The 13576-nt window shown below is 73.8% G+C and carries 10 protein-coding genes and 1 pseudogene; 7 read left to right on the forward strand and 4 right to left on the reverse strand.

Going from position 1 to position 13576, the window contains the following annotated elements:
- Positions 1–345: 345 nt before the first annotated feature.
- The 5 genes and pseudogenes from AB0953_RS24430 to gatB form a co-directional block, all read left to right on the forward strand.
- Positions 346–2388, forward strand: a pseudogene (locus AB0953_RS24430) (bifunctional diguanylate cyclase/phosphodiesterase); the annotation flags it as partial.
- A 141-nt stretch (positions 2389–2529) separates the two neighbouring features.
- Positions 2530–2826: an Asp-tRNA(Asn)/Glu-tRNA(Gln) amidotransferase subunit GatC gene (gatC, locus tag AB0953_RS24435; RefSeq protein WP_366861680.1), complete on the forward strand. Its 297-nt coding sequence runs from the start codon at positions 2530–2532 to the stop codon at positions 2824–2826.
- A complete protein-coding gene (gene gatA / locus AB0953_RS24440; RefSeq protein WP_366861732.1) occupies positions 2826–4331 on the forward strand; it encodes an Asp-tRNA(Asn)/Glu-tRNA(Gln) amidotransferase subunit GatA in 1506 nt (501 codons plus the stop codon). Before gatC ends, gatA begins: the two co-directional genes overlap by 1 nt.
- Positions 4328–4567, forward strand: coding sequence for a hypothetical protein (locus AB0953_RS24445; RefSeq protein ID WP_361918659.1), 240 nt, complete (start codon positions 4328–4330; stop codon positions 4565–4567). The genes gatA and AB0953_RS24445 overlap by 4 nt, the downstream gene beginning before the upstream one ends.
- A gap of 15 nt (positions 4568–4582) precedes the next feature.
- Positions 4583–6094, forward strand: a complete 1512-nt coding sequence (gene gatB, locus AB0953_RS24450; RefSeq protein ID WP_366861681.1) for an Asp-tRNA(Asn)/Glu-tRNA(Gln) amidotransferase subunit GatB — start codon at positions 4583–4585, stop codon at positions 6092–6094.
- 199 nt (positions 6095–6293) lie between these two features.
- Here gatB and AB0953_RS24455 read toward each other — a convergent pair whose 3' ends face one another.
- From AB0953_RS24455 to AB0953_RS24470, 4 genes are all read right to left on the reverse strand, one after another.
- Positions 6294–6962: a GNAT family N-acetyltransferase gene (locus AB0953_RS24455; RefSeq protein ID WP_366861682.1), complete on the reverse strand. Its 669-nt coding sequence runs from the start codon at positions 6960–6962 to the stop codon at positions 6294–6296.
- Entirely contained in the window at positions 6959–9088 is a 2130-nt protein-coding gene (locus AB0953_RS24460; protein WP_366861683.1) for a penicillin acylase family protein, read from the reverse strand. The genes AB0953_RS24455 and AB0953_RS24460 overlap by 4 nt, the downstream gene beginning before the upstream one ends.
- A gap of 65 nt (positions 9089–9153) precedes the next feature.
- Positions 9154–9654 carry a DinB family protein gene (locus tag AB0953_RS24465; protein WP_366861684.1) on the reverse strand — a complete coding sequence of 167 codons (501 nt, stop codon included), beginning with the start codon at positions 9652–9654 and terminating at the stop codon, positions 9154–9156.
- A 163-nt stretch (positions 9655–9817) separates the two neighbouring features.
- Positions 9818–10633: a GNAT family N-acetyltransferase gene (locus AB0953_RS24470; protein WP_366861685.1), complete on the reverse strand. Its 816-nt coding sequence runs from the start codon at positions 10631–10633 to the stop codon at positions 9818–9820.
- Positions 10634–10688: 55 nt separating this feature from the next.
- On the opposite strand from AB0953_RS24470, the gene AB0953_RS24475 reads away from it, so the two are divergent.
- Together AB0953_RS24475 and AB0953_RS24480 are read left to right on the forward strand one after the other, a co-directional pair.
- The gene (locus AB0953_RS24475) at positions 10689–11078 is read left to right on the forward strand and encodes a signal peptidase I (RefSeq protein WP_366861686.1); all 390 of its coding nucleotides are present in this window, start codon (positions 10689–10691) and stop codon (positions 11076–11078) included.
- A 209-nt stretch (positions 11079–11287) separates the two neighbouring features.
- Complete coding sequence (locus AB0953_RS24480) at positions 11288–13537, forward strand: MMPL family transporter (RefSeq protein WP_366861687.1); 2250 nt, start codon at positions 11288–11290, stop codon at positions 13535–13537.
- The last annotated feature ends 39 nt before the right edge of the window (positions 13538–13576 follow it).

Genomic DNA, 13576 nt, shown 5'->3' on the forward strand with positions numbered 1-13576 from the left:
CGTACTGATGAGGATGGCTGGGTCGCATTCGGGCAACCGCCGCCGACCGCTGCCCCTGGGAGCCTCTCGCGTCCTACTGTTGAGGGGTGCGCCTGTCGTGCACGGCTGCGGGATGCGATTCCAGCCGTGATGGCATGACATCGGGGCCATCGCGTGGCATCGGCATTGCCGGCTGTGAGAGGGACGGGCATGAAACCGACCGAGAGCGCCGACCCGTCACCTGATTTCGGCGGGGAGATCCCGCCCATGCGGACGGGCCGGCTCGGCGTCCTGGGCGCCAGGACAGCGGACGTCCTCCCGCTCCAGACGGGAGCGGGGCCGGCAGGGGCGACACAGCGCACCGTGCTGCCCGCCACCGTGGTCGGCCTGTCCGCCGTGGTCCTCGCCGTCGGCATCGTCTCCGCACTGAGCGACCGTCATGCGCTGTTCCCCGGCGGCGCGGTCGGCTGGGCCCTCGCCCTGCTGACCGGCATCATCGTCGGCCACCTGGTCGCCCTCGGCCGGGACCGCTGGTGGGGCGGCACCGGATCGGGCGCCGCCCTCACCCTCGGCGTGCTCATCCTCTACGGCTGGGTGCCCGCCGGACTCGTCTCGCTGGCCGTGGTCTCGCTCGTCGGGGCCGCCCGCCGGCAGCGCTGGCGCCAGGGGCTGCTGCACGGGGCCACCGACATCCTCGGCATCGGCGCGGGGGCCCTCGTCCTCGCCGCGTTCGGCGTGGCCCCCACCGTCGAGGCGCCGTGGAAGCCCACCGAGTGGGGACTCGAAGCCGCCCCCGAGGTCATCCTCGTCGCCGTCGCCTACCTGCTGGTCACCCGGCTGCTGCTGTGGGTCGCGCTCACGCCGCGCGGCGGCGGGCTGCCCACCGCCGCCCGCACCGCGCTGCTGCGCCAGGCCTTAGTCGCCGTCGCCCTCCTCGGCATCGCCCCGCTGATCTGCGTCGTCGCCGTCACCCAGCCGGTGCTGCTGCCGCTGTTCGCCGTGCCCCTGATCGCCCTGGACTCCACCCTGTGGATCGCCCGGGCCCGCGCCGAGGAGCAGCTGCGCGACCCGCTCACCGGCCTGCCGAACCGGCAGTGGCTCCTGGAGCGGACCTGGTCCGCCCTGGACGAGGCAGAACGTTCCGGCACCCGGTCGGCTCTCGTGCTGATCGACCTGGACCGCTTCCGCGCCGTGAACGACACGCTCGGCCACCTCGCGGGCGACCGGCTCCTGCTCCAGATCGCCGACCGGCTCCGCCAGGCCCTGCCCGAGGACGCCGAGGCCGCCCGCCTCGGCGGCGACGAGTTCGCCGTCCTCCTGCCCGTCGCCGACTCCACCACCAGCGCCCAGCGCGTCGCCCGCCACCTGGTCGCGGAGCTCAGCTCGCCCCTGGACCTGGACGGCCTCACCCTCGTGCTCGAGGCCAGCGCCGGCCTCGCCGTCTTCCCCGACCACGCCCTGGACGCCGAGGGGCTGCTGCGCCGCGCCGACGTCGCCATGTACCAGGCCAAGCGGGACCGCACCGGCGTCGAGGTGTACGAGTCCAAGCGCGACAGCAACACCCCCGACCGCCTCGGCCTCCTCGGCGACCTGCGCCGGGCCCTGGACGCCGGGGAGGTGGAGCTCCACTACCAGCCCAAGGTCCGCTTCGACGGCCAGGTGGCCGGTCTGGAGGCCCTCGTGCGCTGGGTCCACCCCGAGCGCGGGCGGGTCTCACCGGACGAGTTCATCGCGATCGCCGAGACCTCGGGGCTGATGCCCCACCTGACCGAGTACGTCCTGGAGACCGCCCTCGCCCAGGTGGCCCGCTGGCGCGCCCAGGGCCTGAAGGTCCCGGTCGCCGTCAACGTCTCGCCGCGCGACGTCCACACCCCCGGCTTCGCCGGCGCGGTCGCGGCCCGGCTCGCCCGGCACGGCGTCCCGGCCAGCGGGCTCCAGCTGGAGATAACGGAACACGTGCTGCTGGAGGACCCGCAGCGCGCCGCGGACACCATGGCGGGCCTGACCGGGCACGGCGTGAAGATGTCGCTCGACGACTTCGGCACCGGCTACTCCTCCCTGGTCCACCTGCGCCGCCTGCCGGTCAGCGAGCTGAAGATCGACCGCTCGTTCGTGGCACGGCTCGCCGTCGACGCCCAGGACGCCGAGATCGTCCGCTGCACCGTCGACCTCGCCCACTCCCTCGGCCTTCTGGTCGTCGCGGAGGGAGTGGAGGACGACGAGACCTGGGAGCGGCTGCGCGACCTCGGCTGCGACGCCGTCCAGGGCTGGCTCGTCGCCGCCGCCATGCCCCCGCAGGAGGCCACGGCCTGGCTGCTGGCCCGCGGCGAGCGCGGCTGGCGCCGCCCGGCGGACATCAGCGCCGAGCTGTCGGCGGCCCCCGCCAAGGCGGACTCCCCGGCCCAGTAGCCGCCGGCGGGGGCGGCGCCCCGAAGGCTCGGTGCAGCGCTCCCGCGGCGGTCCGGCGGGAAACGGTTTCGTGTGTCCGGGGCCCGGCCCCCTAGGATTGGACACGAAACCACACACTCACCACCCCCAGAGGATCGCTGCATGCCTGGCATTTCGCGCGAGGAGGTCGCCCACCTCGCTCGGCTGGCACGTATGGAACTGTCCGGCGAAGAGCTCGACCACTTCGCCGGACAGCTCGACGACATCATCGGCGCGGTCGCCCGCGTGTCCGAGGTCGCCGACCAAGACGTCCCGCCGACCTCGCACCCGCTGCCGCTGACCAACGTCATGCGCCCGGACGAGGTCCGACCGTCGCTCACCCCCGAGCAGGCGCTCTCCGGCGCTCCTGCCCAGGAGCAGCAGCGTTTCAAGGTGCCGCAGATCCTGGGGGAGGACTAATCACCATGGCCGACACCCACATCATCAAGCTCACGGCCGCCGAGACCGCCGAGAAGATCGCCTCGGGCGAGCTCACGGCCGTCGAGGTCACCGAGGCCCACCTGGCGCGCATCGAGGCGACCGACGAGAAGGTCCACGCCTTCCTGTACGTCGATCGCGAGGGCGCCCTCGCCCAGGCGCGCGCCGTCGACGCCAAGCGCGAGCGGGGCGAGGAGCTCGGGCCGCTGGCCGGCGTGCCGCTCGCCCTCAAGGACATCTTCACCACCGTCGGGGTCCCGACCACCGTCGGTTCGAAGATCCTCGAAGGCTGGATCCCGCCGTACGACGCCACCCTGACGCGCAAGCTGAAGGAGGCCGACGTCGTCATCCTCGGCAAGACCAACATGGACGAGTTCGCCATGGGCTCCTCCACCGAGAACAGCGCGTACGGGCCCACCGGCAACCCGTGGGACCTCACCCGCATCCCCGGCGGCTCCGGCGGCGGCTCCGCGGCCGCCCTGGCCGCCTTCCAGGCGCCCCTGGCCATCGGCACGGACACCGGCGGCTCCATCCGCCAGCCCGCCGCCGTCACCGGCACCGTCGGCGTCAAGCCCACGTACGGCGGCGTCTCCCGCTACGGCATGGTGGCCTTCTCCTCCTCCCTCGACCAGGGCGGCCCGTGCGCCCGTACGGTCCTGGACGCGGCCCTGCTGCACGAGGTGATCGCCGGCCACGACCCGCTGGACTCCACCTCCATCGACGCGCCGGTCCCCCCGGTCGTCGAGGCGGCCCGCAACGGCTCCGTCGCCGGCATGCGCGTCGGCGTGGTCAAGCAGTTCGCCGGCGAGGGCTACCAGGCCGGCGTCGTGCAGCGCTTCAACGAGTCCGTGGAGCTCCTCAAGGAGCTGGGCGCCGAGATCGTCGAGCTGGACTGCCCCTCCTTCGACCTCGCGATGGCCGCGTACTACCTGATCGCGCCGTCCGAGTGCTCCTCGAACCTGGCCCGCTTCGACGCCATGCGCTACGGCCTGCGCGTCGGCGACGACGGCACCCGCTCCGCCGAGGACGTCACCGCCCTCACCCGCGAGGCCGGCTTCGGCGACGAGGTCAAGCGCCGCATCATCCTCGGCACGTACGCGCTCAGCTCCGGCTACTACGACGCGTACTACGGCTCGGCCCAGAAGGTCCGCACGCTGATCACCCGGGACTTCGAGAAGGCCTTCGAGCAGGTCGACGTGATCGTCTCCCCGACGACCCCGACCACCGCCTTCGCGATCGGCGAGCGCACCGACGACCCGCTGGCGATGTACCTCGCCGACCTGTGCACCATCCCGACCAACCTGGCCGGCAACGCCGCCATGTCGCTGCCCTGCGGCCTGGCGCCGGAGGACGGCCTGCCCGTGGGACTGCAGATCATCGCCCCGGCGATGAAGGACGACCGCCTGTACAAGGTCGGTGCCGCCGTCGAGGCCGCCTTCGTCGAGCGCTGGGGCCACCCGCTGCTTGAGGAGGCTCCGTCGCTGTGAGTGCACTGACCAAGGCCAAGGGCTTCAAGAAGTCCAAGTCCGGTACCTACCTGTCGATCGGCACCACCGCCTTCGGTGCCATCAGCGTGATCAAGCAGGCCCGCAAGGCCCGCACCGAGAACGACACGCTTCAGCTCATCGACGCCGTTGTGTCCGCCGCCGCCATCGTCACCGGCCTCGCGATCCTGTACCGCGAGCTCAAGCGCTTCGGTGACGACGACGTCCTGCTGGGCTGAGAAGGAAGTTTCACTGTGACCGTCACCGAACTGCTGTCGTACGAGGAAGCCCTCGCGTCGTACGACCCCGTCATGGGCCTGGAGGTCCATGTCGAGCTCGGCACCAAGACCAAGATGTTCTGCGGCTGCTCCACCGAGCTGGGCTCCGAGCCCAACACGCAGACCTGCCCCACCTGCCTCGGCCTGCCCGGCTCGCTGCCGGTCGTCAACGCGATCGGCGTCGAGTCCGCGATCAAGATCGGCCTCGCGCTGAACTGCGAGATCGCCGAGTGGTGCCGCTTCGCCCGGAAGAACTACTTCTATCCGGACATGCCGAAGAACTTCCAGACCTCCCAGTACGACGAGCCCATCGCCTTCAACGGCTGGCTCGACGTGCAGCTGGAGGACGGCGAGGTCTTCCGCGTGGAGATCGAGCGCGCCCACATGGAGGAGGACACCGGCAAGTCGCTGCACGTCGGCGGCGCCACCGGCCGCATCCACGGCGCGTCCCACTCCCTGCTGGACTACAACCGCGCCGGCATCCCGCTCATCGAGATCGTCACCAAGCCCATCGAGGGCGCCGGCGAGCGGGCCCCCGAGGTCGCCAAGGCGTACGTCGCGGAGCTGCGCGAGGTCATCAAGGCACTCGGCGTCTCCGAGGCCCGGATGGACAAGGGCCAGATGCGCTGCGACGTGAACCTGTCGCTGCGCCCGCACGGCACCAAGGAGTTCGGCACCCGCTCGGAGACGAAGAACGTCAACTCCCTGCGGTCCGTCGAGCGCGCCGCCCGCTTCGAGATCCAGCGCCACGCGGCCGTGCTGTCGTCCGGCGGCACGATCGTGCAGGAGACCCGCCACTTCCACGAGGACGACGGCTCCACCACCTCCGGCCGCATCAAGGACAACGCCGAGGACTACCGGTACTTCCCGGAGCCCGACCTCGTCCCCGTGGCCCCGGCCCGCGAGTGGGTCGAGGAGCTGCGCGCCGGCCTGCCCGAGATGCCGCGCGTGCGCCGCAACCGCCTCCGCGAGGAGTGGGGCGTCAGCGAGCACGACATGCAGTCCATCCTCAACGCGGGTGCGGTGGAGTCCATCGTCGCCACCATCGAGGAGGGCGCCGACTCGGCTGCCGCCCGCAAGTGGTGGATGGGCGAGCTGGCCCGCAACGCCAACGAGCAGGGCGTCTCCGTGGACGAGCTGCCGATCACCCCGGCCCAGGTGGCCCGGGTGGCGGCCCTGGTCGCGGACGGCTCGCTCAACGACAAGCTGGCCCGCCAGGTCATCGAGGGCGTGCTCGCCGGCGAGGGCACCCCGGACGAGGTCGTCGAGAAGCGCGGTCTGAAGGTCGTCTCGGACGAGGGCGCGCTGGGCACGGCCGTGGACGAGGCCATCGCGGGCAACGCGGCGATCGCCGACAAGATCCGCGGCGGCAAGGTCGCGGCGGTCGGCGCCCTGGTCGGCGCGGTCATGAAGGCCACCCGCGGCCAGGCCGACGCGGCCCGCGTCAAGGAGCTGATCCTGGAGAAGCTCGGCGTCTCCGAGGGCTGATCCGACCGGTCCGACGGACCGTCCTGCAGGAGAGTGGCCCGCACCGGATGTCGGGTGCGGGCCACTCTGCCTTTCGCCGACGGATCGCGACCCAGGCGGGCGGCGGGGCCGCCGGAGGCGGCTTCCGGGCGCCGAGGTCGCGGGGCTGCCCACCGGGCACCTCCGTTCGCCGAGCGCCCGGCCGAGTGGGCGAAGCCCGTCACCGGCTCCCGGGCGCGCTGAGGAAGGCGAGGCGGGCCCGCTTCGCCGGGAGGTACACCTCGGGCAGGTCGATCTCCGGGAGCTCGACCTCCGGGCCGAGGGTGAAGCCGGTCCGCTCCAGGCGGGCGAGGGCCTTGCCGTTGCGGGCGTCCGGCTCGGCGACGATGCGGCGCGTGGCCCCGTCGGCGAGCACGAAGGCGAGGAAGGCCCCGATCAGCCGGGCGCTGAAGCCGGGTTCGGACGCACCCTGCGCCGGGCCGATCAGCAGGTGCACGCCGGTGTCGCCGGGCTGCACCTCGTAGCACTCGCCGACCCGGTCCTCGGCGCAGTCGTAGGTCTGGAAGAGCGCGACCGGGATGCCGTCGCGGCGCGCGAGGAAGGCGTGGTGGGTGGTGCGGCGGTCGACGTCCTCGTAGATCTCCTGGACGAGGGCGCGGTCGGCCCCGGCCATGCCCCAGAAGCGGGCGCGCTCCTCGGTGACCCAGCTGTGGATCAGGGCGGAGTCGGCGGCCGGGTCGACGGGGGTGAAGGTGACGGTGCCGAAGCCCTCGACGGACTGCGTGAACACGGGCCGGCGAGCGGACGCGGCGGGGGCGGGAGCCGGGGCGGGGGCGGAGGCCGTGGCGGAGGCCGTGGCGGAGGCCGTGGCGGAGGCCGTGGTGGTCATACGGGGTCCTTGGTGAGCAGGGTCCAGTCGGTGACGACCGGGACGAGTTCGCACCGCGCCCACAGCGGGAGCTGGTCGCGGTGGTGGGCGGAGCCGGTGACGCCGTCCGCGCCGAGCGGGACGACCCAGAGGCTGTCCTCGCGGCAGGCCAGGTCCCAGACGTAGCGGGCGGCCGAGGCGCGGGCGCACAGATCGGTGAAGCCGGGGACGGAGGAGGTGGCGTTCACGCAGTCGTGGTCGCCGCCGAGGCCGGGCCACTCGGCCGCCGTGTCCGGCAGGGCCGACCACGGGGCGAGGCGGTGCACCCGGGACCACGGCGTGTCGGGGAGGTCCGCCGAGGCCGTCTCCTCCAGGGCGGCGCGTACGTGCGCCGCCCGGTCGAGACCGGGCAGCAGGCCGGTGGTGAGCAGGTGCTCCAGGGCGTAGCCGACGCGCGGCAGCAGGTACAGCCAGGGGTGGAACACCTCGGGCCCGGCCGGTGCGGCCGCGAGGCCGGCGAGCGCGGGGTCGGCGGCGAAGCGGCGGACGGTCGCGGTGCGCAGCGCCGCGAAGAGCGTCGCCTCGGCGCTGTCCGCCTCCATGTGCCGGTCCCAGGCGAGCAGCCGGGCGCGCAGCGCCTGCGCGGCGGGGGAGAGGTCCGCCATCGGGGGCAGCAGGGCGAGCAGCGGCTCGGCCGAGGCCAAGTAGGTGTCCCGGTGGACGCCGGCCATCGCCTTCGGCGACCAATTCGCGGAGCCGGACAGCAGCGCGCGGATCCGGTCGGCGCGGTGCGGGGGCGCGAACTCCACCCCGAGCGGCGAGGCGATCCCGCGCGCGTTGGCCATGACGGCGAAGCCCTGCACCGGCTCGGCCGGGGTCTCGGCCCAGCCCCGCCAGGCGTGGCGGGCGTCCCAGGCGGGCACCGGGCGCAGCCGGTTGGCCGGATCGCGCAGCGGGACCTTGCCGGCGACGCGGTGCAGCAGGCCGCCCTCGGAGTCGGCCGCGTGGACCACGTTGACGGGCTCGGCCCAGCCGTCGAGGGCGCGGTCGATGTCGGCGACGGTGCGGGCGCGCAGCAGCGCGGGCAGGACGGCGAAGCCGAGGTCGCGCCGGACGCGGGGCGGGTAGCGCAGGGAGAGGGTCTGGTCGGCGGCGTCCGCATCCGCGGCACCGGCTGCGGCGGCACCGGCTTCCGCGGCACCGGCTGCGGCGGCCGCGCGGGTGATCACCGGGCCGCGGGCGGTCTCCAGGACCTCGACCTCGACGGGCTCGGCGCCGGCGACCTCGATGGTCTCGGTGTGCCGGTGGACGGGCTCCCAGCTGCCGTCGGGGCCCAGGGCCTCGACGGCCGCGCCGTCCGCAGCGGTGCGCAGCTGCTCGACGTACAGGTCCTGGTAGTCGGCCATGGCATTGGTGATCGCCCAGGCCGCGCCGCCGGTGTGCCCGAAGTGGCCGAGGCCGGGGACGCCGGGCACGGCGAGGCCCAGGACGTCGAACTCCGGGCAGGACAGGCGGATCTGCTGGTAGACGCCCGGGTCCTCGATGAACCGGTGGGGGTCGCCCGCGATGATCGCCGAGCCGGTGGCGGTCCGGTCGCCCGGGACGAGCCAGCCGTTGCTGCCGGCGGTGCCGGGGCCGTCGGTGGCGAAGAGGGTGGCGGCCTCCTCCCCGAGGACGCGGGCGACGCGCCCGCGCCACAGCTTGGTGGCGAAGCCGGCGAACAGGATGTGGGTGGCGATCCAGATGCCGAGCGGAACCCACGGCTCCCAGGGGACGGGCGTGTGGCCGGTGCGGGTGAAGCGCTCGTCGCGGGCGGCGCCGGCTGCCAGGCCGTCGTTGACGCCGTCCACGTAGGCGCCGACCCATGCGGCGGTCTGCGGATCGAGCGCCTCGTGGCAGCGGCGGGCCGTGTCGTCGAGGCGGCTCTGCCGGGCGAACCGGTCCCAGGCGACCGCCTCGGGGCCGAGGAAGGCGGCACTGGAACCCTGGGAGCGGTGGCGTTCGACCTCGAGCTGCCAGGCGCGGTCCAGCGCCGTGACACGGCCCTGGGCGTAGGCCAGGCGGAGCGCGTCGGGGGCGCGCAGGTGCGGGATGCCCCAGCCGTCCCGGTACAGCTCCCAGTCGTCCCCGTCGCTCACAAGGCTCACACTCTTCCCCAGTCCCCAGGCGTTTAGGTAAGGCTTTCCTAACTATAGGGGGTGGGGAGGGAGGGTCAGGCGCCCGTGGCCCCGTCGACGGCCTCGCGGAGGAAGTCCGCGTGGCCGTTGTGGCGGGCGTACTCGTGGATCATGTGCAGCATGATCAGCCGCATCGAGGCGTCCTCCTTACAGGACGGCACGTGCGCCGTCACGTCGAGGGAGGCCGCCGCCGCCTCGATCCGCCGGCTGTGCTCGACCTCCGCCCGCCAGGCGGCGAAGGCCTCCTCGCGGGTGGCGCCCGTGGCGTCGTAGGCGGCCTGGAAGTCGTGGGTGTCCGACCACAGGTGCGCCACGTCCTCGCCGCCCAGGATGCGGCGGAACCAGTGGCGCTCCACCTCGGCCATGTGCCGGACCAGGCCCAGCAGGCTCAGCGTGGAGGGCGGCATCGAGGCGCGGCGCAGCTCCTCGTCGCCGAGCCCCTCGCACTTCCAGGCGAGGGTGGCCCGGTGGTAGTCGAGGAACGCGCGCAGGGTCTCGCGCTCGTTTCCGGTCAGGGGCGGCGGGGTGCGCTCCATGGATGGTCCTCGCTCTCGTTCTCGTGAGGTGCTGCCGGGGGCGTGGGGCGTGGGGCGTGCGGAGGTGTTGCGTCGGGGGTGCGGCGGGTGCCGCGGCGGGAGGTGCTGCGGTGCCGGCTCGGGCGGTGCCGTGTCGGGGGGTGCCGCGTCGTCGCGGAAGGGGCTACGGCGCGCCGGGCCCGCCGCCGTCCGCCCGCCACACGTACGGCTCCGTCGTGCCCAGCACCGCGAAGCCGAGGCGCTCCAGGATCGGGCGGCTGTCCTCGGAGGCGTCCACGTTCAGGTACCGGATGCCCCGCTCGGCCGCGATCCGGGCCCGGTGGGCCACCAGCAGGCGGTAGATGCCCCTGCCCCGCCACTGCGGCAGCGTGCCGCCGCCCCAGAGCCCGGCGAAGGAGCAGCCCGGCCGCATCTCCATGCGGGCCGCGCTCACCGGGGTGTCGCCGGCCGTCGCCACCACCGCCGCGATCGTCTCCGGCTCCTCCCGCAGCAGGGTGAGCAGCAGGTGGCGGATGCGGGGGCGGTGGGTCCCGAAGGCGCCCGCGTGGACCTGCATCATGAGGTCCACGCCCGCCTCGTCCGTCACCGTGCGCAGGGTGATCCCCTCCGGTGGCTCCACCGGCAGCGCGGCGAGCTCCTCGACCCGCCCCACCATCACGGTCTCGGCCGGCTCCGGCACGAAGCCCGCCGCCCGCAGCCGCGCGCCGAGGTCCGCCGGCCGGTCGTGGCCGTACAGCTTCCACTCGAAGTCGGCCGCCCCGCGCTCCCGGAAGTACGCCACCTGCGCCGCGATCTCGGCGTCCGCGGTGGCCCCGTCCAGGTCCGACCAGAGCACGCCGTTCCATCCGGGCCCGGGCGCGGACTGGCGTACGACGGCCCCCGCGCGCTCCACCCGGGCCCCGGCCTCGTCCGGCCTGGCCTCCCGGCGCACCTCGCGGTCGTACTCCGCCCGGATCTCTCGCAGTTCGTCGGTGTTCATCGGCCGCAGCTGATCACCGGACGGCGCGGCCGCGCAACTGCATTAGCCTCACCCCGTGAACGACGACTCCCTCTACATCGGCAAGGCCGCCCCCGACGCCGCCACCGACCGCGGCTGGCTCCTCGGCCACTTCAAGGACGCGGACGACCCGCGCCACAGCAAGGACGTGGAGATCAAGTGGGGCGTCCACCCGAAGGGCGACGCGCGCGCCCAGTGGACGACCGGTGAGGAGCGCACCGCCCTGCTGGTCCTGATCAGCGGGCGCTTCCGGATGGAGTTCCCCGGCCGCAGCGTCGTCCTCGACGAGCAGGGCGACTACGTGGTGTGGGGCCGCGGCACGGACCACTCCTGGTACGCGGAGGAGGAGTCGGTCGTCCTGACGGTCCGCTGGCCCTCCGTCCCCGGCTACCGGATCGACGAGCCGAGCGGCCCGCCCGCCGGCTGACCCGGGGGCGTACGCACGCACCCGTTCCTGTGATGATGCACACGAAACGGGCCAACGATCACGAAACGCTGCGATCGTGGCGGTGCAGACCCTCTTGACCGGGACCCGGGGCGACCCTCCGGGGCCCTCGGCCGGCCTGCACGAGTTCCAGCGTTCTTTGCGTCGGGCCGCCTCCCGGTAAAGAGCCGAACCACCAGGGAGCACGTCCGTTGGCAGCAATCGCACGGTGGTGCATCCGCCACCGCCTGGTGGTCGTCCTGCTCTGGCTGCTCGCCCTCGGCGGGACCGCCGCTTCCGCCGCCACCGCCAAAGCGGCCTTCTCCAACGACTACGAGGTCCCCGGCACCGAGTCCGGCCGGGCCCTCGCCCTCCTGCGCGCGGGCTTCCACGGCCAGGGCGGCGACACCGACACCATCGTCTGGCGCACCCCCGAGCACCAGAGCGCCCGCACCCCCGAGGTCCGGCAGCGCATGACGCGGGCCCTCGACACCGTCGCCCGGCTCCCCGGCGTCGGCTCCGTCGCCGGCCCCTACGGCCCGGGCCCCGAGAGCGCCGCGCAGATCAGCGCCGACGGGCGCACCGCCTACGCCGTGGTCACCTTCGACCGGCAGGCCGACTCCGTACCCAAGGCGCAGGCCCAGGCCGTGGTCGACGCCGCGAAGAACCCGGCCACCGAGACGGACGGCCTGCGCGTCGAACTCGGCGGCCGCGCCATCGGCCTGACCGAGGCGCCCACCGCCCACCTCGCCGAGGTCATCGGCGTGGCCGTCGCGGCCCTCGTCCTCTTCCTCGCCTTCGGCTCCCTCGCCGCGAGCCTGCTGCCCATCGCGACCGCCCTGGTCAGCGTGGGCACCGCCTACTTCGGCATCACCCTGCTCGGGCACGCCATGGCGGTCGCCGACTTCGCGCCCATGCTCGGCACCCTCATCGGCCTCGGCGTCGGCATCGACTACGCCCTGTTCATCGTCACCCGCCACCGCAAGGGCCTCAAACGCGGCCTCGCCGTGGCCGAGGCCGCCGAGCAGGCGGTCGCCACCACCGGCCGGGCCGTCGTCTTCGCCGGAGCCACCGTCTGCATCGCCCTGCTCGGCATGCTGGTGCTCCGCCTGAACTTCCTCGGCGGCGTGGCCATCGCCGCCTCCCTCACCGTGGTCCTCACCGTCGCCGCCTCGGTGACGCTGCTGCCCGCGCTCCTGTCGTACATCGCCGGCCGCGCCCTGTCGCGCCGCGAGCGCCGCAGGCTCGCCGCCGACGGCCCGCAGCCCGAGCTGCCGACCGGCTTCGCCGCCCGCTGGTCGGCCTTCGTCGAGCGGCACCCCAAGCTGCTCGGCGCCCTGGCCGCCCTCGTCATGGCGGGCCTGGCCCTGCCCACCCTCTCGCTGCACCTGGGCACCTCCGACCAGGGCAACAACCCCGAGACCTCCACCACCCGGCAGGCGTACGACCTGCTCGCCGACGGCTTCGGCCCCGGCGTGAACGGCCCGCTGACCGTGGTGGCCCGCCTCGACGGAGCCGGCGACCGGATCGCCGTCGAGCGCCTGGCCGAGGCGCTGCGCGCCACCGAGCACGTCGCCTCCGCCGGCCCGGCCGTCTTCAACCGCAGCGGCGACACCGCCGTCGTGACCGTCGTACCCGACTCGTCCCCGCAGTCCAGGGCCACCAGCGAGCTGGTCTCCACCCTGCGCGAGGAGGTCATCCCGCGGGCCCGCCACGGCAGCACCATGGACGTCCACGTCGGCGGCGTGACCGCCGGCTACGACGACTTCGCCGACGTCATCGTCGGCAAACTCCCCCTCTTCGTCGGGGTGGTCATCGCCCTCGGCTGCGTCCTGCTGCTGCTCGCCTTCCGCTCCATCGGCGTCCCGCTCAAGGCCGCCGCCATGAACGTGGCGGCCGTCGCCTCCTCCTTCGGCGTCGTCGTCGCGATCTTCCAGTGGGGCTGGGGCAGCGAGGCGCTGGGCCTGGGCAGCGCCGGGCCGATCGAACCCTTCCTGCCGGTGATCATGGTCTCGGTCCTGTTCGGGCTCTCCATGGACTACCAGGTGTTCCTCGTCAGCCGGATGTACGAGGAGTGGCTGGAGACCGGCGACAACCGGCGGGCCGTCCGCGTCGGCCTCGCCGAGACCAGCCGCGTGATCAACTCGGCGGCCGTCATCATGATCTCCGTCTTCCTGGCCTTCGTGCTGAGCGGCGACCGGATCATCGCGATGTTCGGCATCGGGCTCGCCGCGGCCGTCGCCCTCGACGCCTTCGTCCTGCGCACCCTGCTCGTCCCCGCCCTGATGCACCTGCTCGGCGGCGCGAACTGGTGGCTGCCGGCCTGGCTGGACCGGCGCCTGCCCAGGATCAGCATCGAGCCTCCCGAACGCCGCCCGCATGCGACACTTCCCGCGCAGCGGATCGGCACGCAGCCCGCCACGAGCGAGGACGGCGCCGAGCCGGCTGCCCCCTCCCGGTGATCCGGCACACCGCCGCACGAGCCCCAAGGACGTAGCCGC

Origin of the sequence: Streptomyces sp. NPDC046866 (assembly GCF_040704625.1) — a bacterium.
Classification (GTDB): domain Bacteria; phylum Actinomycetota; class Actinomycetes; order Streptomycetales; family Streptomycetaceae; genus Streptomyces.

Coding starts and splice junctions, on each gene's coding strand:
- gatC (WP_366861680.1), top strand. CDS start 2,530: ATGCCTGGCATTTCGCGCGAGGAGGTCGCCCACCTCGCTCGGCTGGCA.
- AB0953_RS24455 (WP_366861682.1), bottom strand. CDS start 6,962: ATGACCACCACGGCCTCCGCCACGGCCTCCGCCACGGCCTCCGCCACG.
- AB0953_RS24470 (WP_366861685.1), bottom strand. CDS start 10,633: ATGAACACCGACGAACTGCGAGAGATCCGGGCGGAGTACGACCGCGAG.
- AB0953_RS24465 (WP_366861684.1), bottom strand. CDS start 9,654: ATGGAGCGCACCCCGCCGCCCCTGACCGGAAACGAGCGCGAGACCCTG.